We start from the raw sequence: 24,569 nt of genomic DNA, 5'->3' as shown, positions 1-24,569 counted from the left end.
AGGTACATGGCTGATCAGAGTTCCGTCACCGACGGCATCCACTACCACCAGCACGATGTCGTCATCGTCGGTGCCGGCGGCGCCGGCATGCGCGCCGCGATCGAGGCTGCCCCCAAGGCCTCGACCGCCGTCATCACCAAGCTCTACCCGACGCGCTCCCACACGGGTGCGGCGCAGGGCGGCATGGCTGCTGCCCTCGCGAACGTCGAGGAGGACAGCAACGAGTGGCACACGTACGACACCGTCAAGGGCGGTGACTACCTGACCGACCAGGACTCCGCCGAGATCCTGACGCGCGAGGCCATCGACGCCGTCTACGACCTCGAGAACATGGGCCTGCCGTTCAACCGCACGGCCGACGGCAAGATCGACCAGCGCCGCTTCGGCGGCCACACCCGCGACCACGGCAAGGCGCCCGTGCGCCGCGCCTGCTACGCGGCCGACCGCACCGGTCACATGATCCTGCAGACGCTCTACCAGAACTGCGTCAAGCACGGCGTGGAGTTCTTCAACGAGTTCTACGCGCTCGACCTGATCATGACCGAGGTCGACGGCGTGCAGCGCCCCTCGGGCATCGTCGCCTACGAGCTCGCCACCGGCGAGATCCACGTCTTCCAGGGCAAGTCGGTCGTCTTCGCGACCGGCGGCTTCGGCAAGATCTACAAGACCACCTCGAACGCCCACACCCTCACGGGCGACGGCGTCGGCATCATCTGGCGCAAGGGCCTGCCGCTCGAGGACATGGAGTTCTACCAGTTCCACCCGACGGGCCTCGCGGGCCTGGGCATCCTCCTCACCGAGGGCGCCCGCGGCGAGGGCGCGATCCTGCGCAACGCCTCCGGCGAGCGCTTCATGGAGCGCTACGCGCCCACCATCAAGGACCTCGCACCGCGCGACATCGTCGCCCGCTCGATGGTGCAGGAGGTGCTCGACGGCCGCGGCGCCGGCCCGCACAAGGACTACGTCTACCTCGACTGCACCCACCTGGGCGCCGAGGTGCTCGAGACGAAGCTGCCCGACATCACCGAGTTCGCCCGCACCTACCTGGGCGTCGACCCGGTCACCGAGCGCGTGCCCGTCTACCCCACCGCGCACTACGCGATGGGCGGCATCCCGACGAACAACGACGCCGAGGTGCTGGCCGACAACGAGACGGTCATCCCGGGCCTCTACGCCGCCGGCGAGTGCGCCTGCGTCTCGGTGCACGGCGCGAACCGCCTGGGCACGAACTCGCTGCTCGACATCAACGTGTTCGGCAAGCGCGCCGGCAACAACGCGGTCGCGTACGCGCAGACCGCCGACTTCGTCGACCTGCCCGCCGACGCCGCCGACGGCGTCGTCAAGCTGCTCGCCCAGCTGCGCGAGTCGGACGGCACCGAGTCGGTCTCCGAGATCCGCAAGGCGCTGCAGGAGACGATGGACCGGAACGCCCAGGTGTTCCGCACCGACGAGACGCTGCAGCAGGCGCTCACCGACATCGCCGCCCTGCGCGTGCGCTACCCGAACGTGCGCATCCACGACCGCGGCCGTCGCTTCAACACCGACCTGCTCGAGGCCGTCGAGCTGGGCTTCCTGCTCGACCTGGCGGAGATCGTGGTCGTCTCGGCGATCAACCGCAAGGAGTCGCGCGGCGCCCACATGCGCGACGACTACCCCACGCGCGACGACGTGAACTACATGCAGCACACGATGGCGTACCGAACCTCCGCCGAGACCGGAGCGCCCCAGGGCATCCGGCTCGACTGGAAGCCGGTGCGCGTGACCCACTACCAGCCGACGGAGCGGAAGTACTGATGAGCGCCAGCGAGCAGAAGAACGAGCACAGCGTCGGGACCGAGGGTGCCTCGGAGACTGGCGATCCCACCGCGCAGGCGCAGGCCGCCGTCGACGCGACGACCGCCGACGGGCAGGCGGTCTCGGCGACCGGCTCTCCCGCGCCCCGCGACGAGCCCGCGCAGCCCGGGGCCGCCGTCGCCGACGTCGAGCCGACCGAGGCGATCGAGGAGCCCAAGAGCTTCAACGTCACCGTCATCGTGCGCCGCTACGACCCCGAGGTCGACGACGAGCCCCGCTGGGTCGACTACGACGTGCAGATGTTCGCGACCGAGCGCATCCTCGACGCCCTCCACCGCATCAAGTGGGACATCGACCCGTCGCTGGCCTTCCGCCGCTCGTGCGCGCACGGCGTCTGCGGCTCCGACGCGATGCGCATCAACGGCAAGAACCGCCTCGCCTGCAAGGCGCTCGTGAAGGACTTCGACATCTCGAAGCCCATCTACGTCGAGGCCATCAAGGGCCTGCCGCTCGAGAAGGACCTGATCGTGAACATGGAGCCGTTCTTCGACTCCTTCCGCGAGATCCAGCCCTTCCTGCAGGCCACCGGCAAGCCCGAGAAGGAGCGCCACCAGACGATCGCCCAGCGCGAGCGCTTCGACGACACCACGAAGTGCATCCTCTGCGCCGCGTGCACGACCTCGTGCCCGGTGTTCTGGACCGACGGCCAGTACTTCGGCCCGGCCGCGATCGTCAACGCGCACCGCTTCATCTTCGACTCGCGCGACGAGGCGAGCCAGGTGCGCCTCGACATCCTGAACGACCAGGAGGGCGTGTGGCGCTGCCGCACGACCTTCAACTGCACGGATGCGTGCCCGCGCGGCATCCAGGTCACCAAGGCGATCGCAGAGGTCAAGCAGGCGATGATCTCGGGCGTGAAGCTCTAGCCTCACCCCGCTCTCGAGGGCCGGCATCCACGCGGATGCCGGCCCTCGCTGCGTGCGCGCTCGCTCGTGCCCGGGACGGTCGGCCGATGTGTAGCCAGGCGAGGTATCGTCCCCGCCATGGACGCCGCGCCGAACGCCACCGACCGCATCCGCCCCTGGGTCGTGCTCGTGGCCCTGCCCGTGACGCTCGCCGCAGCAGCGCTCGGCTCGGGGCTCTTCGGCGGCATGGAGGTGCAGGCGTCGTCGAGCGGCGCGCTGTCGGCGACCGCGACGCCCCTGGCGCCCGCGCGCACGGCCTTCTCGATCTGGTCGCTCATCTACCTCGGGCTGGCGGTCTATGCGGTGTGGCAGGTGCTGCCGAAGCAGCGGCACGACCCGCGGCAGCGCGCGATCGGCTGGCTGGCGGTCGCGTCGCTGGTGCTGAACGCCGCGTGGATCCTGTGCGCGCAGGCGGGGCTGCTGCCGGTGACGGTGGTCGTGATCGTGCTGCTGCTCGGGGTGCTGGCGGCGATCTTCGAGCAGCTGCGCCGCATCCCGGCGAGCTCGCTGGTCGAGACCGCGGTGGTCGACGGCACCTTCGGGCTCTACCTCGGCTGGGTGTCGGTGGCGACCGTCGCGAACGTCGCCGCGGGGCTCGCCGATGCCGGGGTGCGCCCGGCCGCGTGGGAGCTGCCCGCGATCGCGGTGCTGGCGATCGTCGCCGCGATCGGCGTGCTCATCGCCTGGCGCGGGCAGGGTCGCATCGCGCCGGCGCTCGCGATGCTGTGGGGCGTCGCCTGGATCGGGGTCGGCCGCGCGACCGACGAGCCCGCCTCCGACGCGGTCGCGATCGCCGCGGCGGTCGTCTGCGTCGTGATCGGCGCGGCGACCGTGATCGCCCGAGTGCGCCGCGCGCCGACCAACGCGGCACGGCAGGCGGCCGAGCACCCGGCCGCAGCCAGGGCGGGTGGGGCAGACTGACGGCGTGACCGACGCGACCATCGCCGCTCTCGACCGGCTCGACGCCCTGCGCTCCGCGCTCGACGGCGTCTCGCTGCCGCTGTCGGTCGCCGGCGCCGATGCCGCGCGCGACGCCCGCAAGGCCGCCGTGCGCCAGATCGACGACTACATCCAGCCTCGGCTCACCCACCTCGACGCCCCGCTGCTGGCAGTGGTCGGCGGCTCGACCGGCGCCGGCAAGTCGACGCTCGTCAACGCCTTGGTCGGCCACCCGGTCACCCGCACGGGCGTGATCCGCCCGACGACGCGGCAGCCCATCCTGCTCCACTCCCCCGCCGACGCGGGCTGGTTCGGCTCCACCCGCATCCTGCCGGGCATGGCACGGATCCACGGCGTCGTGCGCGACGCCCCGGCGAGCCGGGCGGGCGAGGAGCCCGACGCGGCGCTCATCGGCTCGGTCGTGCTGGTCGCCGACGAGCGCATGCCGCGCGACCTGGCGCTGCTCGACGCCCCCGACATCGATTCGATCGCCGACGAGAACCGGCAGCTGGCCGCGCAGCTGCTCGCCGCCGCCGACCTGTGGCTGTTCGCCACCACCGCCAACCGCTACGCCGACGCCGTGCCGTGGAAGCTGCTCGACGACGCCGCCGCCCGCGACATCACCGTCGGCGTGGTGCTGAACCGCGTGCCTCCGGGCGCCGAGGCCGAGGTCGAGGCCGACCTGCGCCAGATGCTCGGGCTCCGGGGCCTCGGCTCGGCGCCGGTGTTCGTGGTGACCGAGTCGGCACTGGACGAGCGCGGGATGCTGCCCGACGCATCCGTCAGCCAGATCCGCGACTGGCTGCAGGGCATCGCCGGCGACCGCGCCGAGCGCGCGCGCATCGCCGGCCGCACGCTCGCGGGCACGGTCGAGCGGCTCGGCGTCACCGCACGGGCGGTGGCGGATGCGCGGCACGAGCAGGTGGTCGTGGTCGCCGACCTGCGCGAGACGGTGCAGCAGGCGCACGACGACGCGGCCGAGCGCATCGGCGACGCGACGCGCGACGGCGTGCTGCTGCGCGGCGAGGTGCTCTCACGCTGGCAGGACTTCGTGGGCACCTCCGACGTCTTCCGCACGGTCGAGTCCTGGTACTCCCGCACCCGCGACCAGGTGGTCGCCTGGTTCCAGGGGCGGCCGGCGCCCGCCATCGAGGTGGAGCACGAGATCGAGAGCGGGCTGCACGCGGTGATGGCCGACGAGGCGGGCCGGGCTGCCTCGGACGCCTGGACTCGGGTGCGGCAGACCGCCGTCGGCCGGCAGCTGACGAGCGGCGTCGACCTCGCGCATCCCTCCCCAGACCTGTCGGAGCGCTCGGCCAAGCTGGTGCGCGACTGGCAGCAGGCGCTCATGCAGCTCATCACCGACCAGGCCGCGGGCAAGCGCACGAAGGCCCGCGTCATGTCGCTGGGGCTCAACGTCATCACGGTGGCGCTGATGGTCGTGGTGTTCGGCGCGACCGGCGGGCTCACCGGCGCCGAGCTGGCGATCGCCGGCGGCTCGGCGGTCGTCGGGCAGAAGCTGCTCGAGACGATCTTCGGCGAGGATGCGGTGCGTCGCCTGGCCGCGCAGGCCCGCGACGACCTCGCGGCGCGGGTGCGCGCGATGCTCGCCGACGAGGCCGGCCGCTGGGATGCGCTGCTCGAGCCGGTCGAGCAGGGCACGGCGGCGGATGCGCTGCGGGACGCGGCGACGGACCTCGAGATCGCGATGCGGTCGCTCGGGCAGGCGCCGCCCGAGCGCTCGCGGGCGATGCTGCCGAGCGACATGGTCGAGGCCGAGGTGCTCGCCGACGACATCGAGGCGCCGCTGGACGGCGAGTCGGACGAGGTGCGCGAGCTCGAGCCGGGCGCCTCCGACAGGCGCCCCGAGGCACCCGCCTCGGACGAGCGCCCCGAGGCGGCGCGGTGAGCGAGCAGACGGTCGACGCGATGCTCGGTGCGCTCTCCGAGGCCGCCGAGCTCGGCGCGGGCCGGGTGCCGGCGGCCGAGCTCGAGGCGGTGCGGCGCATCGCGGCGAGCGCCGGCGAGCGCCGGGCGCTCTCCTCCGAGCACACCGTGGTCGGCTTCTTCGGCGCGACGGGCTCGGGCAAGTCGTCGCTCATCAACGCGCTCGCCGGTGAGGCGGTCGCGCGCACGCACGTGCGCAGGCCCACCACCTCCGAGCCGCTCGCCGCCGTCTGGAACGCGAGGGGCGCATCCGCCCTGCTCGACTGGCTGCAGGTGAGCGACCGCCGCATCATGGATCGGCCGTTCGTGGCCGGCCAGGAGCTGTCGCTCATCGTGCTCGACCTGCCCGACTTCGACTCGGTGGCGCTCGAGCACCGCGTGATCGCCGAGCGGCTGGCGGGGCAGGTCGACGTGCTCGTGTGGGTCGTCGACCCGCAGAAGTACGCCGACGCGGTGATCCACCGCGACTTCATCGCGCCGCTCGCGACGCACGCCGCGGTGACCGCCGCGGTGCTCAACCAGGTCGACCGGCTGCCCGCCGGCGAGGTCGGCGCGGTGGTCGGCTCGCTGCGCGCGCTGCTGCGGCGCGACGGGCTCGACGACGTGCTCGTGCTGCCCGTATCGGCGACGACCGGTGCGGGCATCGACGACCTGCGTGGCGTGATCGCGCGGTTCGCGGGCGAGCGGAAGGCCGCGTCGCAGCGGCTCGCCGCCGACATCCACGGGGTCGCCGGCAGGCTCGAGGCCGCGGGCGTGCCCGGCAAGGTGCGCGGCACCGACGTGCAGGCGCTCGATCGGGGCCTCGCCGCCGCAGCGAACGTCGACGCGGTGGCGCAGGCCGTCGCGAGCTCGTACCGCAAGCGCGCGGGCCAGGTGACCGGATGGCCGCTGACGGCCTGGCTGCTGCGGCTCGCGCCCGATCCGCTGCGCCGGCTGCACCTCGCCTACGGCCGCGACCGCAGCCGCGACGCCGAGGTGCATCGCAGCAGCATGCCGCCGATGAGCGCGGCGCAGCGCGCGCAGGCGGGCATGGCGGTGCGCGCCTACGCCGAATCGGCCGCGGCCGGCCTCGGCGAGGGCTGGTCGGCGGCGATCCACGAGCATGCGGCGGATGCGTTGGAGTCGTTGCCGTCGGAGCTCGACCGGGCGGTCTCCCGCACCGATCTGGGCGCGCGCGGCTCGTGGTGGTGGCCGCTGCTCGCGGCGCTGCAGTGGCTCGCGCTGATCGTGGCGGTCATCTGCGGCATCTGGCTGCTGCTGCCGCTCGTGCTGCCGCTGTGGGGCATGGTGGCGCCCGCCATCCCGCAGGTGGAGGGCACGGCGACGTGGCTCGACGGCTGGCCGGTGCCGCTCGTGGGGCTGCTCGGCGGCGTGCTGCTGGGCATCGTGCTCGGGCTGCTCGGCGCGATCGTCGGCGGCGCGGTGGGCTCGGCGCGGCGGGCGCGGGCGCGGCGCCGGCTGCGCAAGGAGGTCGGCAGGGTCGCGCGGACGCACGTCGTGCTGCCGATCGAGGGCGAGCGCGAGCGGGCGCGCGAGTTCGCCGTGGCCGTCGCGCGCGCGGCGGGCCGCAAGCGCTGACGCGCGGGGCGACGCAACACCGCGCGGCGGGTCAACCCGCGCGGCGACTCACCCCGCGGGGTGGCTCGCGAGCTGCCGCGCCTCGGCCGCCGACTTCGCGGTCAGCGCACGCGCTGCCCGTGCCCGTGCCTCGTCGAGCGTGACCGTCAGCAGCTCGGCGCGCACGTCGGCGAGCGCCGACGCGCTCATCGACAGGCTCGTCGCGCCGAGGCCCACGAGCACCACCGCGAGCGCCGGATCCGCCGCCGCCTCGCCGCACACACCCACGGGCTTGCCGGCCGCCGCGCCGGCGTCGCCGAGCAGCTTGATCAGGCGCAGCACGGCCGGGTGCCACGGATCCTGGAAGCCCGCGACCGAGCCGAGCTGACGGTCTGCGGCGAGCGTGTACTGCGTCAGGTCGTTCGTGCCGATCGAGACGAAGTCGGCGGCCTCGAGCACCTGATCGGCGAGCACGGCGATCGACGGCACCTCGGCCATCGCGCCCACATGCGTCAGCCCCAGCTCGCGGCCGAGCGCCACGAAGTAGGCGGTCTCCTCGTGGTCGGCGATCATCGGCGCCATCACGTGCAGCTCGGCGCCGGTGGCGCGCTGCGCGTTCGCGAGCGCCGTCAGCTGGTCGCGCAGGATCTGCTCGGTCGCCCGCAGCGCGCGGATGCCGCGCAGGCCCAGCGCCGGGTTCTCCTCGTGCGCGTCGTTCAGGAACGCCAGCGGCTTGTCGGCGCCCGCGTCGAGCACGCGCGCGACGACCTTCTTGCCGGCGAAGCCCTGCAGCAGCTCGGTGTAGGCCTCGGTCTGCGCCTCGACGGTCGGCGCCGAGGAGGCTCCGAGGAAGAGGAACTCGGTGCGGAACAGGCCGACGCCCTCCGCCCCGAGGGCGATCGCGGCCGGCGCGTCCTCGGGCGAGCCGACGTTGGCCATCAGCGGCACCTTCGTGCCGTCGGCCAGCGCCCCCTCGGTGATCGGCGCCGAGGCGGCCGTCGTGCGCGAGGCACGCTCGGCCTCGGCGGCGGCGACGGATGCGTCGTCCGGGTCGAGCACGACGGTGCCGGCCTTCGCGTCCACGATCGCGCGCTGCCCGTCGGCGACCGCCGCCAGCAGCCCCACGACCCCGACGACGGCCGGCAGCGACTTCGAGCGGGCGAGGATCGCGGTGTGCGAGGTCGGGCCGCCGTCCTGCGTCACGAGCGCGAGCGTCTTCTCGAGGTCGAGCGTGGCGGTGTCGGCCGGCGCGAGGTCGCGCGCGACGAGGATGAACGGCTGGTCGCTCTGCGGCACGCCAGGGGCTGCCACGCCGCGCAGTCGGGCCACGACGCGCTGGGCGACGTCGTCGAGGTCGGTGGCGCGCTCCGCCATGTATCCGCCCATCTGGGCTAGCAGATCGCGGAACCCGGCGTACGCATCCCACGTCGCCCGCTCGGCGTTCGTGCCCGCGGCGAGCCGCGCCTGCACGTCGTCGAGGATCGCCGGGTCCTGCGCCATCAGCGCTGCCGCCTCGAGCACCTGCTGCGCGTCGCCGCCCGCGGCGACCGCGCGGGCGGTCAGCTCGTCGGCGACCTCGGCGAGCGCCGCGCGCACGCGCCCCAGCTCGGCGTCGGCATCGGCCGCGAGCGGCTCGTCGCCGGGCGGGGCGAGCGGCTCCGGCATCTTCAGGACCTTCGCCGCTGCGATGCCGCGACCGACTCCGACTCCCGAGAGCGCACTCATGCGGCAACACTACGCTGGGCGCCACGACCGCCGCCACGATCGGGAGGAGTGCCCATTGCGCAAGCTGATCGACCGGATCGTGCGCTCGTGGCCGGCGCGCGCCTGGCGGCGATACGGCGAGCAGCGCGGGCCCGTGCTCGCGCAGGGCATGACGCTGCAGGCGTTCCTGTCGCTCTTCGCCGCCCTGTTCGTGGCGTTCGCCGTCTTCACGCGCGTGCTCGGCGACAACGCGGCGCTGCGCGATGCGGTGATCGCCTCGATCGGCTCGGCCATCCCGGGCCTCCTCGGCGAGGGCGGCGAGGGCGGCGCCATCGACGTCGACCTGCTGGCCGAGTCGACGATCGTCGGCTGGGCGGGCGTCGTCGCCGCGGTGTCGATCCTGTTCACCGCGATCGCGTTCATCGGCGTCAGCCGCGAGGGCTTCCGGGCGGTGTTCGACCTCGACGACCCGCCGTCGAACGTCGTGCTGCTGAAGCTCGGCGACCTCGCCGTCGGCGTCGGCATCGGGCTGCTGGTGCTCGTCTCGGCGGCCGCGCTCCTCATCACCCAGGGCCTGGCCGAGGCGCTGGGCCTCGGCTGGACGACGCAGCTGATCGGCATCGCCAGCCAGCTCGTGCTCGACACCGCGATCGTGCTGCTGCTGTTCCGCTTCGGCGGGCGGCTGCGGCTGCCGGCGAAGGCGATCGTGCCCACGGCCCTCGCCTGTGCGGTGGCGTTCTTCGGGCTGAAGCTGGTCGCGACCATGCTGTTCGGCGCCGTCGAGAACAACCCGCTGCTCGCCGGCATCGCCGCGCCCGTGATCATCCTGATCTGGCTCGGCTTCATCATGCAGATCCTGCTGCTCGCGCTCGCCTTCGTCGCCGTCACCCCGGTCGGCCGCGCCTACACGCGCCTCGTGCAGACGGGCGGCATCGATGCGACGCTCTCCCCCGCCGAGGCCCAGGCGCTGCTGCAGCAGCTGCGCGAGGGCAAGGAGCCGGCCATCGATGCCGTGCGCGGTCATCGGCGCCTGGCCCGACGCATCCGCTGACCGCGACGGCCGAGCGGGTCGGCGGTCGTCGGTAGGCTCGACGCATGGTCCGCATCGCCTCCGTCAACGTCAACGGCGTGCGCGCCGCCTTCCGCAAGGGCATGGGCGAGTGGCTCGAAGCGGGCGGCTTCGACATCGTCGCGCTGCAGGAGGTGCGGGCGCAGGATGAGGACCTGCTGCCCCTCGTGCCCGGCTGGCACGTGCTGCACGACCCCGCCACCGCGAAGGGCCGCGCGGGCGTCGCCGTGCTCTCGCGCGAGCCCTCGATCGAGCACCGCACCGACATCGGCCTGCCCACCTTCGACACGAAGGGCCGCTGGCTCGAGGCAGACTTCCTGATCGGCGAGACGCTGCTGACCGTCGTCTCGACCTACGTGCACTCGGGCGAGGCGGGCACGCCCAAGCAGGTCGCGAAGATGAAGTTCCTCGACTCGATGGCCAAGCGCCTGCCGAAGCTGCGCGAGCACAGCGAGCACGTCGTGATCATGGGCGACCTGAACGTCGGCCACACGCAGCTCGACATCAAGAACTGGCGCACCAACCAGAAGGTCGCGGGCTTCCTGCCCGAGGAGCGCGCCTACTTCGACCGCTTCTTCGGCACCGGCATGGTGACCGGCGCCGACGGCAAGCGCGGTCGCGGACACGGATGGGTCGACGTGGGCCGTGCGGCGCACCCCGACGTCGCGGGGCCCTACACCTGGTGGTCGCAGCGCGGCAAGGCGTTCGACAACGACGCCGGCTGGCGCATCGACTACCAGATGGCCTCCCCGGCGCTCGCGGCGCGCGCCTCCGACTACCGCGTCGACCGCGCCCCCAGCTACGACACCCGATGGTCGGATCACTCCCCCGTCATCGTCGACTACGACCTGTGACCGCACAGACGAGGAACGCATCCATGCCACTCCCCCGCCTCTACTCGGGCATGCAGCCCTCCTCGGGCTCGCTCCACCTCGGCAACTACATCGGCGCGCTGCAGCAGTGGCGCGCCATGCAGGACGACTTCGACGCGTTCTTCTCGATCGTCGACCTGCACGCCATCACCGTGCCGCAGGCTCCGGATGTGCTGCGCGAGCAGGTGCGCACGCTCGCCGCGCAGTACATCGCGGGCGGCATCGACCCCGACCGCTCGTGCCTGTACGTGCAGTCGCACGTCGCCGCGCACGCGCAGCTCGCCTGGCTGCTGGGCACCCTCACCGGCTTCGGCGAGGCCAGCCGGATGACGCAGTTCAAGGACAAGACCGCGAAGGGCGGGCAGGAGACGGCCTCCGTCGGCCTGTTCACGTACCCGATCCTGATGGCCGCCGACATCCTCCTCTACGACACCGAGGTGGTGCCGGTGGGCGATGACCAGAAGCAGCACGTCGAGCTCACCCGCGACCTGGCCGAGCGCTTCAACAAGCGCTTCGGGAAGACGTTCACCGTGCCGAAGCCGGTGATCCTCGCGAACGGCGCGCGCATCTACGACCTGCAGACGCCGGCGGCGAAGATGTCGAAGTCGGCCGACAACGACAAGGGCGTGGTCTGGCTGCTCGACGAGCCGGCGAGGACGGCGAAGAAGATCCGCTCGGCCGTCACCGACACCGAGGGCTCGATCCGCGCCGACCGCGCCGAGAAGCCGGGCGTCACGAACCTGCTCGGCATCCTCTCGGCGATGACCGGCACCCCGGTGCCGGCGCTCGAGGCCGAGTTCGACGGCCAGGGCTACGGCGTCTTCAAGACGACCGTCGCCGACGCCGTGGTCGCCGAGCTCGCACCGGTGCGCGAGCGCACGCTCGAGCTGCTCGCCGACCCGGGCGAGCTCGACCGGCTGCTGGCGTCGAACGCCGAGCGGGCAGCGGCCGTCGCCGACGCGACGCTCGGCCGCGCGCTGGAGGCCATGGGGCTGCGATGAGCTCGAGGAGTCAGCAATGAGCCCCCTGGCCGGCCCGACCCTGCCCCAGATGGGCCGCAAGGTGGTGCTCACTGCGCTCCGCGAGGACGACATCGACCGCGTCGTCGAGGCGTGCTCGACCGAGCAGGCCGAGCGCTTCCTCGACACGCCATGGCCCTACTCGCGTGCCGACGCCGAGGGCTTCGTGCGCGAGTTCGCGCCGTCGGGCTGGCGCGGCGAGCACGACGAGCGCGTGTGGGCGATCCGCGAGTCGCTGCGCGGCCCGCTCGCAGGAGTGATCGGCCTGCGCACGATCGCCGGCGAGGTCGGCTTCTGGCTGCACCCCGACGCGCAGGGCAAGGGCCTGATGTCGGATGCGCTGCGCACGGTCGCCGGGCACGCGGAGGGATGCCTGACCTGGCCCGAGGTGCACTGGGCCTGCTACGACGGCAACCTCGGCTCGATGCGCGTCGCGAAGGCCGCCGGCTTCACCTACCTCGGCACCGGCGAGGGCGAGCAGCGGGGCGAGCCGGTCGTGCAGCACCGCGCCATCCGCACCCCCTCCGGCATGCCCGCGGGCGCCCGCCCCTGGCCGCCGCTCGACTGACCCGGCCCGCTCGCCCCTCAACCCGGCCCCGGCCCCGGGCCCGGCCCCCGGCGCACAACGCAAGCCCGGCATCCGAATGTCCAGCCATGCGGGGTCAGGCCGCTCGATCGGCCGCGCGAATCGACCGGCGGGCTTGCGTTGTGCGCCGACAGCGGCTGCGAGTGGCCGGCGCGCCTGGTCAGCCGCGCGGGTGGAGCAGCAGCGCCTGCCGCACCAGCTCGAGGAACCGCCGTGGGTTGCGCTCCAGCCAGAGCGCCGAGATCCGCACCGTCAGGTAGCCCTGCAGCATCGCCTCCGCGTCTCTCGCCCGGTCTTGCTCGAACGTCGACTCGTGGGTCTCCCTGCCGTCGACCTCGACGATCACGCATCCGCCCAGCACGAAGTCGACCGTGCCGACCTTCGCGATCACCACCTGCTGCTCGAACACCAGTCCGGCCGCGAGCAGCAGCAGCTTGGCGTCGGTCTCGTAGCCCGATCCGCACTTCCCGTCGACGGCGTCGATCGCGGGCAGCTCGTTCCACCGCAGGCCCTCGAGCGCCCTGGCGACCTCGGCGCGGCCGGCGACGTTGCGCTGCAGCGCGGAGTCGGCCACCCGGACCGCTTCGACGATGCCGCAGCACTCGGCGATGCATCGGATCGCCGAGCCCACGGACGTGGTGCATCGACTGCCGTCGTGCGGATCGAGATCCTCCCAGTGCAGCACGACCCCGTCACGCTGCTCGAGCCGCCGCCGACGATCCTTCGGGTCACGCAGCCGGGTGGAACCGTCCCAGACATGCACATGCAGGCGGCGGTCGCGCGGCACCCAGAGGCCGAGCGCCTCAGCCGCCGAGGCGCACGCGAGCCGACCGCCGATGCGCAGCGCGGCCACCAGCGGGTCGGGCGCAGGCAGCCAGGCGTACACGTCGCGACGAGCGCGGACGAGCAGGCCCAGGCGGAGTCCTTCTTCGATCGCGGCTCGAGCGTTGCCCTGAGCGCGCAGCTCCTGGTACTCGTCGACCTTGAACGGCCCTTGACGGAGCGGTCTGAGCGTTGACATGGCGGAGAGGATCACCGACCTGCGGTCTCGTCCGAGCGACGCGCCCCGCCACCTGTGGACAGACCTGCCGCCCGTCCTGCGCTCGCACAACGCAAGTCGCGACGGCAGAACCTGCGGCCGCTGCCGGGCAGCACAGCACCGGCTGGCGGAACGGCGCCGGCGGGCTTGCGTTGTGCTGACCGACCAGCCGTGTCGGGACCGGTGCGGGCCGGCACTCGGGAATGAGCGGCGCGACACGCGAGTTGTAAGGTGGCAGTGCAACGTGCCCGGGGTCAGTGCGAGTCTGAACCGGCGGTGAGAGTCCGCGACCCGAGAGCACCGCTCGAGCTTCGAGCGGGGTGATCGGCTGAGCTGGTGGAATTCCGGCACCGACGGTCAAAGTCCGGAGGAGAGGCGCACGTGGGGTCACCGACCCCGCAATCCCCGCGCGCGTTTCGGAGAGGAAACGTCATGGCAGGGATCTCGCTCGCAGAGCGCGACGCGATGGCTCGCGCCCGCGAGCTCGCGCGGCGAGGGCCGCGCGGCGTCAACCCGCAGGTGGGCGCCGTCATCCTCTCCCCCGACGGCCGCATGCTCGCCGAGGGCTGGCACCGCGGCGCCGGCACCCCGCACGCCGAGGTCGACGCGCTCTCGCGGCTGCGCCCCGAGGACGCCCGCGGCGCCACCGCCGTCGTCACCCTCGAGCCCTGCAACCACACCGGCCGCACCGGCCCGTGCGCGGTGGCCCTGCTCGACGCCGGCATCGCCCGCGTCGTCTACGGCGCCGCCGACCCGGGCGACGCCTCCTCGGGCGGCGCCGGCCGCCTCGCCGCGGCAGGCGTCGCGACCGAGCGCGCCGACGAGGCGGAGGCCGCCGCGCTCATCGCCGACTGGACCTTCATGCATCGCGCCGGCCGCCCCCGCGTGACCGTCAAGTGGGCGCAGTCGCTCGACGGCCGCGCCGCCGCCGCCGACGGCACGAGCCAGTGGATCACCGGTCCCGACGCGCGTGCCCACGTGCATCGCGAGCGCAGCCTGCACGACGCGATCGCCGTCGGCACCGGCACGGTGCTCGCCGACGACCCGCAGCTCACCGCCCGCATCGACGGCCGCAGCGATGTGCCGCAGCCGATCCCGGTGGTCTTCGGCACCCGCGAGATCCCCGCGGATGCCGCTCTCCGGCGCCACCCCAAGGGGCTGCGCACGGCCGGCCACGATCTCGAGCGCGAGCTCTTCGCCCTCGCCGCCGACGGCATCCAGACCCTCTACGTCGAGGGCGGGCCGACGCTCGCGAGCGCCTTCATCCGCGCCGGTCTCGCCGACCGGCTCACCATCTACCTCGCGCCGACCCTCCTCGGGGGTCCGCGCATCGCACTCGACGACCTGGGCGTCGACACCATCGACGAGCAGCGGCGCCTCACGGTCACGCGGCTCGAGCAGCTGGGCCGCGACCTCCTGGTCGAGGCCACGACAGAGAGCGAGCAGTGATGTTCACCGGCATCATCGAAGAGCTCGGCGAGATCATCTCGTTCGAGCCGAACGGCGACGCGTACCGCCTGACCGTGCGCGGTCCGCTGGCGGTCAGCGACGCCTCCCATGGCGACTCGATCGCCGTCAACGGGCTCTGCCTGACCGTCGTCGACCAGACGGCGGATGCGTTCACCGCAGACGTCATGCAGATCTCGGTCGACATGTCCACACTGGGCGACCGCAAGGCGGGCGACCGCGTCAACCTGGAGCGCGCGGCCGCGGTCGGCGACCGGCTCGGCGGCCACATCGTGCAGGGGCACATCGACGGCACCGCGACGGTGCTCTCGATCGTCGAGGGCGACGGGCAGCGCACGGTGCGCATCTCGCTCGACGCCGAGCACGCGCACCTGGTGGTGCGGAAGGGATCGATCACCGTCGACGGCATCAGCCTCACCGCCTCGGCCGTGAGCGAGCCCGGCGCCGCCGAGCAGTGGTTCGAGGTGTCGCTGATCCCCGAGACGCTCGAATCCACGACCCTGGGATTCCGAGGTGTTGGCGACCGCGTCAACATCGAGACCGACATCGTCGCTCGGCACGTCGAGCGCATGCTGCAGCGAGAGGATGCCCGATGAGCATCACCACCATCACCGTCGCGCTCGAGGCGCTCCGAGCGGGCAAGCCGATCGTCGTCGTCGACGACGAGGGCCGCGAGAACGAGGGCGACCTCATCATGTCGGCGCAGCTGGCGACGACCGAGTGGATCGCGTTCATGGTGCGCCACACGTCCGGCTACCTGTGCGCGCCGATGACCGACGCGCGGGCCGACGAGCTCGAGCTGCCGCTGATGGTGCTCGAGAACGAGGACTCGCGGCAGACGGCCTACACGATCACCGTCGACGCGGCCGACCGCAGCAGCACGGGCATCTCGGCCGACGACCGCTCGCACACGCTGCGGGTGCTGGCCGACCCGGAGAGCACGCCCGCGAGCCTGCGCCGCCCCGGCCACATCATCCCGCTGCGCGCGGTGCAGGGCGGCGTGCGCAAGCGCTCCGGCCACACCGAGGCCGCCGTCGAGCTGCTGCAGCTCGCGGGCCTGGCGCCGGTCGGCGTCATCGGCGAGCTCGTCGAGGACGGCGGCGAGATGCGCCGGCTGCCGTCGCTGATCGCGTTCGGCGAGGAGCACGACCTGCCGGTGATCACGATCGAGGAGCTCATCGACTACCTGGACGCCGGCGGCATCCCGACTGCCTGCAAGGGCCGCGCCGACGAGTCCGCGCGCGTGTCGTTCGAGGTCGAGACCAACGTGCCGACCCGCTTCGGCACCTTCCGCATCGCCGCCTACCGCGACCGCCAGACAGGTGCCGACCACGTCGCGATCATCGCGGGCGAGCAGCTCACCGACGGCGCCGTGGTGCGCGTGCACTCCGAGTGCCTCACGGGCGAGGCGTTCCACTCGCTGAAGTGCGAGTGCGGTCCGCAGCTCGACGCCGCCATGCAGCAGGTGCAGGAGTCGGGCAACGGCATGGTGATCTACCTGCGCGGCCAGGAGGGGCGCGGCATCGGGCTGATCAACAAGCTGAAGGCCTACCGGCTGCAGGAGGACGGCCTCGATACGCTCGACGCCAACCTCGCCCTCGGCCTGCCCGCCGATGCCCGCGAGTACGGCGCCGCGGCCGGCATCCTGCGCCAGCAGGGCCTCAGCGCGATCCGCCTGCTGTCGAACAACCCGCTGAAGCAGCAGGCGCTCGAGCAGCACGGCATCGAGGTGCGCGAGCTCGTGCCGCTGCTGGTCGGCGTCGGCGAGTTCAACGAGCAGTATCTGTCGGCCAAGCGCGACCGCATGGGTCACGCGCTGCCGGCCGTGATCGCCCAGAACGACGAGCAGGGAGAGGGCTGACCATGGCCGGAGAAGGTCGTCCCACCGCGAGCACGCTGGATGCCAGCGGGCTCCGCATCGCCATCGTGCACGGCCGCTGGCACGAGCAGATCGCCACCGGCCTGCTCGAGGGCTCGCGCCGCGCGCTCGCCGAGATGGGCGCCGAGGTGGTCGAGCTGCCCGTGCCGGGCGCCTTCGAGCTGGCGGTCGTCGCGCAGGGCGCGCTCGAGGCCGGCTTCGACGGGGCGGTGGCGCTCGGCGTCATCATCCGCGGCGGCACCCCGCACTTCGAGTACATCTCGGCGTCGGCGACGCAGGGCCTCACCGACGTCGCGCTGCGCACCGGCAAGCCGATCGGCTTCGGCGTGCTGACCCTCGACGACGAGCAGCAGGGCATCGACCGCGCCGGCCTGCCGGGCTCGAAGGAGGACAAGGGCCGCGAGGCGGCCGAGGCGGTCGTCGAGGCCGCTCTCGCGCTGCGGTTCCTGCACGGCTGAGCCGACGCACCGCGACGCGACCCGACGCATCCGCCCGCCTGTCACGCCGACGGCGGGCGGATGCGTTCCACCGGCCCCGCACAGGACATGGCCGTAGGATGCTGCACCCGTTACAATGGACTGTCGTCCTCCGGGAGCCGATGCAGGCTCCGACACGGCCGGCCCGTCACGAGCGGACCGCTCCCACCCCGCGCGCTGCACACCCCGCACCACCGCGCGCGAACGCATCCCCAGGAAGCAGCATGTCCACCTCTGCCACCCAGGCGACCGCCGCGTCGCCCAAGCCCGCGAACTCGCGCGGCCGCGTCATCTTCGCCAGCCTCATCGGCACCACGATCGAGTTCTACGACTTCTACGTCTACGCGACCGCCGCCGTGCTGGTGTTCCCGCACCTCTTCTTCCCGACGGGCGACGACACGACGGCGCTGCTCGCGTCGTTCGCGGCGTTCGGCGCCGCCATGGTCGCCCGCCCCATCGGCTCGATCGTCTTCGGCCACCTCGGCGACAAGCACGGCCGCAAGATCACCCTGGTGGGCGCGCTGCTGACGATGGGCATCGCGACGTTCCTGATCGGCGCGCTGCCGACCTACGGCCAGATCGGCTGGTTCGCCGCGGCGCTGCTCGTGCTGATGCGCCTCGCGCAGGGGTTCGCGCTCGGCGGCGAATGGTCGGGTGCGGCGCTCGTCGCGACCGAGAACGCGCCGGCCGGCAAGCGCGCCTGGTACGGCACGTTCCCGCAGCTGGGCGCGCCGATCGGCTTCATCATCGCCAACGGCCTCTTCCTCGTCATCGCGGCGCTGCTGCCGAGCGACGACCCCTCGATGCCGTCGGAGGCGTTCCTCGAGTGGGGCTGGCGCATCCCGTTCCTGTTCTCGGCCGTGATGGTCATCGTGGGCCTGTGGGTGCGGCTCAAGCTCGTCGAGTCGACCTCGTTCGAGAAGGCGAAGTCGACCGGCTCGATCCAGCGCCTGCCGCTGGCCACTGTGTTCCGCGGCCACTGGAAGGAGCTCATCCTGGGCACCTTCTTCATGCTCGCCACCTACGTGCTCTTCTACCTGATGACCGCGTTCTCGCTCACCTACGGCCGCGCCCCGGTCGATGCCGCAGTGCCGGGCCTGGGCTACTCGTACAACACGTTCGTGCTCATGCTGATCGTGGGCGTGGTGTTCTTCGGCATCTTCACGCTCGTCTCGGGCCCCCTGGCCGACCGCTTCGGCCGTCGCAAGCTGCTGATCTGGGTGACGCTCGCGATCATCGCGTTCGGCCTGCTGTGGGTGCCGCTCACCGGCGGCGGCACGTTCGGCGTGATGCTGTGGCTGATCCTGGGCATGTCGCTGATGGGCTTCACCTTCGGCCCGATGGGCGCGCTGCTGCCCGAGCTCTTCCCGACCAACGTGCGCTACACGGGCTCGGGCGTGAGCTACAACGTCTCGTCGATCCTCGGCGCCGCGCTCGCCCCGTTCATCGCGGTGGCGCTGTGGACGGCCGGCGGCGGCAGCCCCTTCTGGGTCGGCGTGTACCTGTCGGGCGCGGGCGTGCTGACGCTCATCGCGCTGCTCATCTCGAAGGAGACGAAGGACATCGACATGGAGCGCTGACGCGCTGCACGACGGATGCGTTCGGCCCGCTGCCCCTCGGAGGTGGCGGGCCGAACGCGTCCGGCCGGGCGGGCGTCAGCCGGTGCGCTGGGCGATCGTCTTGACCGCGGGGATCGTCGCGTGCCCGGCGGCGAGCCGCTCCATGTCGGAGCCCGGCGCCTCCTCGGCGCGATGCTCGCGGATCGACAGCCGCACGTCGTCGCCGGCGATCTCGGTCATGGTGGTCTGCACGATGCCGAAGGGCGCGAGCGGCGCCTCGACGAGCTCGAGGCCCGCCGCGTCGGCGACGTTCGGCACGTTGAGGTTCAGCACGGTGCCGGCCGGCGCGCCGAGCAGCCTCGCCAGCGCCTGCCGCGCCAGCACCGCCGCGGTCTCCCAGTGCTCCGCGCTGCTCTCGACGAGCCCGACGTCGAGCGAGACCGCCAGCGCCCGCACACCGCCCTGCGCCGCGGTCAGCGCGGCGCCCACGGTGCCGGAGTGCATGATCGCGCCGCCGACGTTCGCGCCCCGGTTGATGCCGCTCAGGACGACGTCGGGGGTGCCGCCGAACGAGCCGTGGAGCGCGAGCAGCGTGATGAGCGCCGGCGCCGCGTGCACCGCGTAGGCCGTCTCGAAGCCGGGCAGGCTGCGGCGCTCGGAGCGCACGGTGCCCTTGCCGCCCGCCGCCGTCACCGAAGCGCCCTGCGTGGCGATGATGGATGCGCTGGCGCCCGAGTGCTCGTGCGCGGGCGCCGCGATCACCACCTCGAGCCCCGCGTCGGCGGCAGCGCGCGCGAGGGCGAGCAGGCCCGGTGAGTCGATCCCGTCGTCATTGGTGATCAGTGCGCGCATCAGCTGGCCTTCCCCTCGTCGCTTCCCTCGCCGATCTGCTGCAGGTCGACCTTCCTGGCGATCGCCCGGATCGCCTCGGCATCGCCGGTGCCGAGCCCTCGCCGGGTCGCGTTGACGGCCCCGGCGGCCGCGCCGGTGCGCACCGCTTCGGCATGGCTGCCGCCGGCCGCGAGCACCGATGCCAGCCCTGCCGTGTACGAGTCGCCCGCGCCACGCGGGTCGACCGGCTCGAGCTCGGGCGCGACGACGCGCCACGCGCCGCCGCCGCCGACCACGATCGAGCCCTCCGAGGCGCGGGTGACCGCGACGAGCGAGACGCCGTCGTCGACCAGGCTCTGAGCCGCGTCGAGCAGCTGCTGCTCGTCGTCGCCGTCGTCGTCGACGCGACCGTCGGCGACGAGCTCCTCGTGGCTGACCTTGAGCACGTCGACGCCGCCGGCCAGCGCCGCCTCCAGCCGGTTCCCGGCGAGGTCGACCAGCACGGTCAGGCCGAGCTCGCGCATGTCGCTCGCGAGCCGCCGGTAGACGTCGGCCTCGAGCATCGTCTCGCCGTCGGGGCCCGAGAGGATGACCAGGTCGGCCTCGGCCGCCTCGCGCAGCGTGGCGGAGTACAGCGCGTCGAGCGCGTGCCGCGACAGCGGCTCGCCCTGCGCCTCGACGATCGCGACCCGCTTGCCGCCGCGCCGGTCGTGCACGTAGGCCGGGCTCACGCCCTCGCGGTCGATCGTGACCACGCGGAATCCCTCGTCGTCCAGCAGGTGGCGCGTGATGGCACCCGCCTCGCCGGCGACCGTGCACACGAGCACGGCGTCGACACCCAGTGCGGTGAGCATGCGGGCCTGCCAGACCCCCTGTCCACCGACGTGGAAGTGCACATCGGGTTCGTCCCGGTGCTCCTCGATGGTCACGGTGAGGATCGGCGCGGGCGCGAACACGAGCACGGTCGGCATGGCCTCACGCTACGCCCGCAGACTCACCGCGCGCTGAGCACTGCCGGGCGACGGCGTTCCAAGTAATGGGAATATACGCCGTTGACCATTAGTTGTCTCTGAGGACGCGGTGCCGCCCGGGCGCCCATCGAAGGAGCAACATGAACCCCGTCCTCGAGATCGCAGACCGACAGCACGACGACCCCGCAGTGATGGGCGTCTTCGATGCGATCGAGCGCTCGCTCGGCGTGCTGCCGAACATGGTGCGCGCCATGGCCGTCAGCCCCGTGCTGCTGCAGACCTACGTCGGCATGTCCGGGCAGCTCGCGAAGGGCGTCATCGGCGCGCAGACCCGCGAGAAGCTCGCGATGCTGGTCGCCCAGGTCGACGGCTGCAGCTACTGCCTCTCCACCCACATGCACCTGGCGTCGAAGGCGGGCATCCCGCGCGAGCAGCTCGAGGCAGCGCGCTCCGCGCAGAGCGACGAGCCCAAGGAGGCCGCGATCCTCGCCTTCGCGCACGCCGTCATCGTCGAGCGCGGCCACGTCGGCGCCGCGGCCGTGGAGACCGCGCGCGAGGCCGGGCTCGACGACGCCGAGCTCGCCGAGATCATCGGGCACGTCAGCCTCAACTTCCTCACCAACACCTTCAACAGCGCCTTCGGCACGCCGATCGAGTTCCCGGTCATCGAGGCATGAGCGACGGCGCCCGGCGGCGGTGGGAGGATGGCGGCGTGCGCCAGCCCACCCTCTCGCCGCTGCTGGGCGCTCCCGCCCCCGTCGAGCTGATGAACACGCGGTGGATGCGCCGAGGAGAGCACCTCGACGCGATCGAGCACGCCGATGGCTTGCGCGACTGGTCGGTCGCGACCGGGCTCGTCGCCGACGATGCCGCCCTTCCGGACGTCGCAGAGCTGCGCGAGTGGCGAGCGCTGCGCGACGCGCTCCGCGCGATCGCGGCCGAGGCGACCGACGACCCGCGCACGCCCGTGGCGCCCATGCGGCTCGACGAGGCGGCGGAGATCCTCAATGCTTCGCTCGGCGTCCAGCGCGAGGTGCGCCGCTTCGGGTGGCGCGACGGCCGGCCCGCGCTCGAGCCGGCAGCGGGCGACTGCTGGGAGGCGGCTCGCGGCCGCATCGCGGTCGAGGCGCTCGAGATCCTCACCGACCCGGCCCACCGCATCCGCCCCTGCCTCGCCCCGAACTGCCCGCTCTACTTCGTGCAGTCGAGTGCGCGGCAGCGCTGGTGCTCGGATGCCTGCGGCAACCGGGTGCGCGTCGCTCGGCACGCCGCCAAGCAGCTCTAGCGGAGGAAGAGGGCGCGCAGCCGGGTCGTCGTGAACCAGAGCCCGACGACGATCATCACCGCGAAGTAGAGCAGGTGGAGCAGGATCGTCGGCTGCACGAGGCCGGTCGTCAGCTGCCGGATCATGTCGACGCCGTGCCACAGCGGCATCGCCTGGATCACCCACTGCACGCCCTGCGGGTAGACCTCGATCGGGAAGAACGTGGCCGACAGCAGGAACATGGGCATCATCACGAAGTAGACGTAGTCGAGGTGCTGGAACGTCTTCATGTAGCTCGTCACGGCCATGCCGAACGACGCGAAGCCGAAGGCGATCACCAGCGCCGCCGGGATCGCAAGCAGCGCCGTCCACGACAGGTTGAGGCCCATCATCGTCGTCACGAGCATGAAGCCGCAGGCGTAGAGCAGGCCGCGGAACAGCGCCAGCAGGATCTCGCCCAGCGCCACGTCGAGCGGACCCAGCGAGGTCGAGAGCATCTGCTGGTAGAGCTTCGCGAAGTTCATCTTGAAGAAGACGTTCATCGTCGAGTCGTAGACGGCGCCGTTCATCGCGCTGACGGCCATCAGCGCGGGCGCGATGTAGGCGGCGTACGGCACGTCGACGCCGTAGAACTCGACCGTGCCGATGAGCGCCCCGAGGCCGATGCCCATCGAGAGCAGGTAGAACACCGGCTCGAAGAAGCCCGTCAGCACGATCAGCCAGTTGTTCTTGGCGATCACCTGCAGGCCTCGAGCGACGACCGAGCGCGTGTTGCCGGCGTAGATGCCGCGCAGCGGCCCCCGCACCTTGGGCGCCGGCGCCTCGATCAGCAGCTCGCTCACTTGTCGAGCCGCTTCCGGAACGTGCGGATCGAGAGCAGGCAGGTCACCAGCGCCAGCAGCACCAGGAAGCCCACGTGCACCAGCAGCATGAACGGCGGCAGCGGGGCGCCGTACAGCGCGGCCCGGCCCAGCTCGGCGGCGTGCCAGAGCGGCGAGATCCAGCCGATCCACTGCAGCAGCGCCGGCAGCGTCTCGAGCGGGAAGTAGGTGCCCGAGAAGAGCGTCAGCGGCACGACCACGAAGCGCTCGATGAACGACAGCTGCCCGCGGTCCTCGGTCTGCGTCGCCACCCACGACATCACGGCGAAGCCGACCGCGGTCGCCATCAGCAGGCCGATGGGGATGAGCACCAGCGCGCCGAGCGGGTCGCCGATGCCGAAGAGCATCATCACCAGGCTGAACGCGACGAGTGCGACGACCACGCGCACGAGCACGGCGACCTGGAAGCCGACGACGATGTGCGCGGCGCCCAGCGGCGTGCCGTTCATCGCGAAGAACATCGGGAACCACTTGAAGCCGCCGAAGACGCCGTAGGTGTTCTCCTGCGACGCCGTCTGCATCGCGCCGGCCATCGACAGCGCCGGCGCCAGGAACACCAGGTACGGCACCCCGTCGACGCCCTCCGAGCCACGGTTCGCGTCGACCAGCAGGCCGAGGCCGACGCCCAGCCCGATGAGGAACAGGAACGGCGAGCCGATGCCGATGAGCACCGCCGAGGCGACGTAGGAGCGCATGGCGCGGATGCGGTGCTCGGCCACGAACCACCAGCCCCAGACGCGCGAGCGACGGGCGACGAGGGCGTGGTCGACGCTGCCGCTCGCCGCCAGGCCGCTGGCCTGCATGCTGATGCCGCTCATTCGATCAGCGACCTTCCCGTCAGGCGCAGGAACACGTCTTCCAGGCTCGAGCGGCGCACCAGGCTCGTGATCGGCGCGAGACCGCGCTCGTGCACGGCCGCCATCGCCGCCTCTCCGTCGTCGTCGTAGACGAGCACGCGGTCGGGCAGCACCTCGATGCGCGAGCCGATGCCGTCGATCGCCCGCGCCGCCTCCTCGTTGCGCGACGAGCCGAAGCGCACCTCGAGCACCTCGCGGGTGGAGTACTGCTTGATGAGGGCTGCCGGGCTGCCCTCCGCGACGATCCGGCCCTTGTCGACGACCACCAGCCGGTCGCAGAGCTGCTCCGCCTCGTCCATGTAGTGGGTGGTGAGCACGAGCGTCGTGCCCTCCTCCTTGAGCCGGAACAGCCGATCCCACAGCACGTGCCGCGCCTGCGGGTCGAGCCCGGTGGTCGGCTCGTCGAGCAGCATCGCCTTCGGCGCGTTGATCAGCCCACGGGCGATCGTGAGGCGCCGCTTCATGCCGCCCGAGAGGCCGTCGACGCGCGCCTTGCGCTTCTCGGTCAGCTGCGCGAACTCGAGCAGCTCCTCGGCTCGGCGGCGCACGTAGTCGAGCGGCAGCCCGAAGTAGCGGCCGTAGACGATGAGGTTGTCGATCACCCGCAGCTCCTCGTCGAGCTGGTCGGCCTGCGGCACGATGCCCAGCTGCGCGCGGATCTCGGGGCCGTGATCGGCGGGATCGAAGCCGAGCACGCTGAGGTCGCCCGAGGTGCGCGTGGAGGTCGCCGCGATCATGCGCATCGTGGTCGACTTGCCGGCGCCGTTGGGCCCGAGGAAGCCGAAGGCCTCCCCCGGCTCGATGGCGAAGTCGATGCCGTCGACTGCCGTGAAGTCGCCGTATCGCTTCGTCAGGCCCTTGGCCTCGATGACAGGTGCTGGCACGAGACCCGA

At 72.4% G+C, this 24,569-nt stretch carries 23 protein-coding genes and 1 riboswitch; of the genes, 16 read left to right on the top strand and 7 right to left on the bottom strand.

Annotated elements, in window-relative coordinates:
- The first annotated feature begins 6 nt into the window (after positions 1-6).
- The 5 genes from sdhA (at position 7) to Q9250_RS00305 (ending at position 7,223) form a co-directional block, all read left to right on the top strand.
- On the top strand, positions 7-1,794 hold the full coding sequence (sdhA, locus tag Q9250_RS00325; RefSeq protein WP_306232586.1) for a succinate dehydrogenase flavoprotein subunit: 1,788 nt from the start codon (positions 7-9) through the stop codon (positions 1,792-1,794).
- Positions 1,794-2,720 (top strand): succinate dehydrogenase iron-sulfur subunit, encoded by a 927-nt coding sequence (locus Q9250_RS00320; protein ID WP_306232585.1) that lies wholly within the window; start codon positions 1,794-1,796, stop codon positions 2,718-2,720. The genes sdhA and Q9250_RS00320 overlap by 1 nt, the downstream gene beginning before the upstream one ends.
- Before the next feature lie 117 nt (positions 2,721-2,837).
- Positions 2,838-3,680, top strand: a complete 843-nt coding sequence (locus Q9250_RS00315; RefSeq protein WP_306232584.1) for a tryptophan-rich sensory protein — start codon at positions 2,838-2,840, stop codon at positions 3,678-3,680.
- Between the two features lie 4 nt (positions 3,681-3,684).
- Positions 3,685-5,607, top strand: a complete 1,923-nt coding sequence (locus Q9250_RS00310) for a dynamin family protein (RefSeq protein ID WP_306232583.1) — start codon at positions 3,685-3,687, stop codon at positions 5,605-5,607.
- Positions 5,604-7,223, top strand: coding sequence for a GTPase family protein (locus Q9250_RS00305; protein WP_306232582.1), 1,620 nt, complete (start codon positions 5,604-5,606; stop codon positions 7,221-7,223). Before Q9250_RS00310 ends, Q9250_RS00305 begins: the two co-directional genes overlap by 4 nt.
- A 48-nt stretch (positions 7,224-7,271) precedes the next feature.
- Here the strand turns inward: Q9250_RS00305 and ptsP are convergent, their stop codons facing one another.
- Positions 7,272-8,927, bottom strand: a complete 1,656-nt coding sequence (gene ptsP, locus Q9250_RS00300; RefSeq protein WP_306232581.1) for a phosphoenolpyruvate--protein phosphotransferase — start codon at positions 8,925-8,927, stop codon at positions 7,272-7,274.
- Positions 8,928-8,982: 55 nt separating this feature from the next.
- Here ptsP and Q9250_RS00295 point away from each other — a divergent pair, with 55 nt between their 5' ends.
- The 4 genes from Q9250_RS00295 to Q9250_RS00280 are packed head-to-tail and all read left to right on the top strand — an operon-like array spanning position 8,983 to position 12,434.
- Positions 8,983-9,957: a YihY/virulence factor BrkB family protein gene (locus Q9250_RS00295; protein WP_306232580.1), complete on the top strand. Its 975-nt coding sequence runs from the start codon at positions 8,983-8,985 to the stop codon at positions 9,955-9,957.
- A gap of 44 nt (positions 9,958-10,001) precedes the next feature.
- Complete coding sequence (locus Q9250_RS00290; protein ID WP_306232579.1) at positions 10,002-10,829, top strand: exodeoxyribonuclease III; 828 nt, start codon at positions 10,002-10,004, stop codon at positions 10,827-10,829.
- A gap of 23 nt (positions 10,830-10,852) precedes the next feature.
- Positions 10,853-11,848 (top strand): tryptophan--tRNA ligase, encoded by a 996-nt coding sequence (gene trpS, locus Q9250_RS00285; protein WP_306232578.1) that lies wholly within the window; start codon positions 10,853-10,855, stop codon positions 11,846-11,848.
- A gap of 16 nt (positions 11,849-11,864) precedes the next feature.
- Positions 11,865-12,434: a GNAT family N-acetyltransferase gene (locus Q9250_RS00280; protein WP_306232577.1), complete on the top strand. Its 570-nt coding sequence runs from the start codon at positions 11,865-11,867 to the stop codon at positions 12,432-12,434.
- Positions 12,435-12,612: 178 nt separating this feature from the next.
- On the opposite strand, the gene Q9250_RS00275 is transcribed toward Q9250_RS00280, so the two are convergent.
- A complete protein-coding gene (locus tag Q9250_RS00275; RefSeq protein WP_306232576.1) occupies positions 12,613-13,473 on the bottom strand; it encodes a DUF559 domain-containing protein in 861 nt (286 codons plus the stop codon).
- A 258-nt stretch (positions 13,474-13,731) separates the two neighbouring features.
- Positions 13,732-13,876: riboswitch (FMN riboswitch) on the top strand.
- 47 nt (positions 13,877-13,923) lie between these two features.
- Here Q9250_RS00275 and ribD point away from each other — a divergent pair.
- The 5 genes from ribD (at position 13,924) to Q9250_RS00250 (ending at position 18,893) form a co-directional block, all read left to right on the top strand.
- Entirely contained in the window at positions 13,924-14,940 is a 1,017-nt protein-coding gene (gene ribD / locus Q9250_RS00270; protein WP_306232575.1) for a bifunctional diaminohydroxyphosphoribosylaminopyrimidine deaminase/5-amino-6-(5-phosphoribosylamino)uracil reductase RibD, read from the top strand.
- On the top strand, positions 14,940-15,554 hold the full coding sequence (locus tag Q9250_RS00265) for a riboflavin synthase (protein ID WP_306232574.1): 615 nt from the start codon (positions 14,940-14,942) through the stop codon (positions 15,552-15,554). Before ribD ends, Q9250_RS00265 begins: the two co-directional genes overlap by 1 nt.
- The gene (gene ribB, locus Q9250_RS00260) at positions 15,551-16,819 is read left to right on the top strand and encodes a 3,4-dihydroxy-2-butanone-4-phosphate synthase (RefSeq protein WP_306232573.1); all 1,269 of its coding nucleotides are present in this window, start codon (positions 15,551-15,553) and stop codon (positions 16,817-16,819) included. The genes Q9250_RS00265 and ribB overlap by 4 nt, the downstream gene beginning before the upstream one ends.
- A 2-nt stretch (positions 16,820-16,821) precedes the next feature.
- Positions 16,822-17,295 (top strand): 6,7-dimethyl-8-ribityllumazine synthase, encoded by a 474-nt coding sequence (ribH, locus tag Q9250_RS00255; RefSeq protein ID WP_306232572.1) that lies wholly within the window; start codon positions 16,822-16,824, stop codon positions 17,293-17,295.
- Between the two features lie 242 nt (positions 17,296-17,537).
- Positions 17,538-18,893: an MFS transporter gene (locus tag Q9250_RS00250; RefSeq protein WP_306232571.1), complete on the top strand. Its 1,356-nt coding sequence runs from the start codon at positions 17,538-17,540 to the stop codon at positions 18,891-18,893.
- A gap of 75 nt (positions 18,894-18,968) precedes the next feature.
- Here the strand turns inward: Q9250_RS00250 and surE are convergent, their stop codons facing one another.
- Both surE and Q9250_RS00240 read right to left on the bottom strand, forming a co-directional pair.
- Entirely contained in the window at positions 18,969-19,724 is a 756-nt protein-coding gene (gene surE, locus Q9250_RS00245; protein WP_306232570.1) for a 5'/3'-nucleotidase SurE, read from the bottom strand.
- Positions 19,724-20,674 carry a 1-phosphofructokinase family hexose kinase gene (locus Q9250_RS00240; RefSeq protein ID WP_306232569.1) on the bottom strand — a complete coding sequence of 317 codons (951 nt, stop codon included), beginning with the start codon at positions 20,672-20,674 and terminating at the stop codon, positions 19,724-19,726. The genes surE and Q9250_RS00240 overlap by 1 nt, the downstream gene beginning before the upstream one ends.
- 140 nt (positions 20,675-20,814) lie before the next feature.
- Between Q9250_RS00240 and Q9250_RS00235 the strand changes: the two genes are divergently transcribed.
- Positions 20,815-21,351, top strand: coding sequence for a carboxymuconolactone decarboxylase family protein (locus Q9250_RS00235; protein ID WP_306232568.1), 537 nt, complete (start codon positions 20,815-20,817; stop codon positions 21,349-21,351).
- Positions 21,352-21,386: 35 nt separating this feature from the next.
- Complete coding sequence (locus Q9250_RS00230; RefSeq protein WP_306232567.1) at positions 21,387-21,959, top strand: CGNR zinc finger domain-containing protein; 573 nt, start codon at positions 21,387-21,389, stop codon at positions 21,957-21,959.
- Here Q9250_RS00230 and Q9250_RS00225 read toward each other — a convergent pair.
- Genes Q9250_RS00225 through Q9250_RS00215 form a run of 3 tightly spaced genes read right to left on the bottom strand, consistent with a single transcriptional unit; the run spans position 21,956 to position 24,560 of the window.
- Positions 21,956-22,771, bottom strand: coding sequence for an ABC transporter permease (locus Q9250_RS00225; RefSeq protein ID WP_422665086.1), 816 nt, complete (start codon positions 22,769-22,771; stop codon positions 21,956-21,958). The genes Q9250_RS00230 and Q9250_RS00225 overlap by 4 nt on opposite strands.
- 5 nt (positions 22,772-22,776) lie before the next feature.
- A complete protein-coding gene (locus Q9250_RS00220; protein WP_306232565.1) occupies positions 22,777-23,637 on the bottom strand; it encodes an ABC transporter permease in 861 nt (286 codons plus the stop codon).
- A complete protein-coding gene (locus tag Q9250_RS00215) occupies positions 23,634-24,560 on the bottom strand; it encodes an ABC transporter ATP-binding protein (protein WP_306232564.1) in 927 nt (308 codons plus the stop codon). Before Q9250_RS00215 ends, Q9250_RS00220 begins: the two co-directional genes overlap by 4 nt.
- Positions 24,561-24,569 lie beyond the last annotated feature (9 nt).

It is taken from the genome of Agrococcus beijingensis (assembly GCF_030758955.1).
Taxonomy (GTDB): domain Bacteria; phylum Actinomycetota; class Actinomycetes; order Actinomycetales; family Microbacteriaceae; genus Agrococcus; species Agrococcus beijingensis.
The sequence above is the reverse complement of the archived record's forward strand: the minus strand, read 5'-3'. Positions and strand labels throughout refer to the sequence as shown.

Bases quoted from the DNA above. Each gene is read 5' to 3' on its own strand.
- sdhA (WP_306232586.1), top strand. From the start codon at position 7: ATGGCTGATCAGAGTTCCGTCACCGACGGCATCCACTACCACCAGCAC.
- Q9250_RS00320 (WP_306232585.1), top strand. From the start codon at position 1,794: ATGAGCGCCAGCGAGCAGAAGAACGAGCACAGCGTCGGGACCGAGGGT.
- Q9250_RS00315 (WP_306232584.1), top strand. From the start codon at position 2,838: ATGGACGCCGCGCCGAACGCCACCGACCGCATCCGCCCCTGGGTCGTG.
- ptsP (WP_306232581.1), bottom strand. From the start codon at position 8,927: ATGAGTGCGCTCTCGGGAGTCGGAGTCGGTCGCGGCATCGCAGCGGCG.
- Q9250_RS00290 (WP_306232579.1), top strand. From the start codon at position 10,002: ATGGTCCGCATCGCCTCCGTCAACGTCAACGGCGTGCGCGCCGCCTTC.
- trpS (WP_306232578.1), top strand. From the start codon at position 10,853: ATGCCACTCCCCCGCCTCTACTCGGGCATGCAGCCCTCCTCGGGCTCG.
- Q9250_RS00280 (WP_306232577.1), top strand. From the start codon at position 11,865: ATGAGCCCCCTGGCCGGCCCGACCCTGCCCCAGATGGGCCGCAAGGTG.
- Q9250_RS00275 (WP_306232576.1), bottom strand. From the start codon at position 13,473: ATGTCAACGCTCAGACCGCTCCGTCAAGGGCCGTTCAAGGTCGACGAG.
- ribD (WP_306232575.1), top strand. From the start codon at position 13,924: ATGGCAGGGATCTCGCTCGCAGAGCGCGACGCGATGGCTCGCGCCCGC.
- Q9250_RS00265 (WP_306232574.1), top strand. From the start codon at position 14,940: ATGTTCACCGGCATCATCGAAGAGCTCGGCGAGATCATCTCGTTCGAG.
- ribB (WP_306232573.1), top strand. From the start codon at position 15,551: ATGAGCATCACCACCATCACCGTCGCGCTCGAGGCGCTCCGAGCGGGC.
- ribH (WP_306232572.1), top strand. From the start codon at position 16,822: ATGGCCGGAGAAGGTCGTCCCACCGCGAGCACGCTGGATGCCAGCGGG.
- Q9250_RS00250 (WP_306232571.1), top strand. From the start codon at position 17,538: ATGTCCACCTCTGCCACCCAGGCGACCGCCGCGTCGCCCAAGCCCGCG.
- surE (WP_306232570.1), bottom strand. From the start codon at position 19,724: ATGCGCGCACTGATCACCAATGACGACGGGATCGACTCACCGGGCCTG.
- Q9250_RS00240 (WP_306232569.1), bottom strand. From the start codon at position 20,674: ATGCCGACCGTGCTCGTGTTCGCGCCCGCGCCGATCCTCACCGTGACC.
- Q9250_RS00235 (WP_306232568.1), top strand. From the start codon at position 20,815: ATGAACCCCGTCCTCGAGATCGCAGACCGACAGCACGACGACCCCGCA.
- Q9250_RS00220 (WP_306232565.1), bottom strand. From the start codon at position 23,637: ATGAGCGGCATCAGCATGCAGGCCAGCGGCCTGGCGGCGAGCGGCAGC.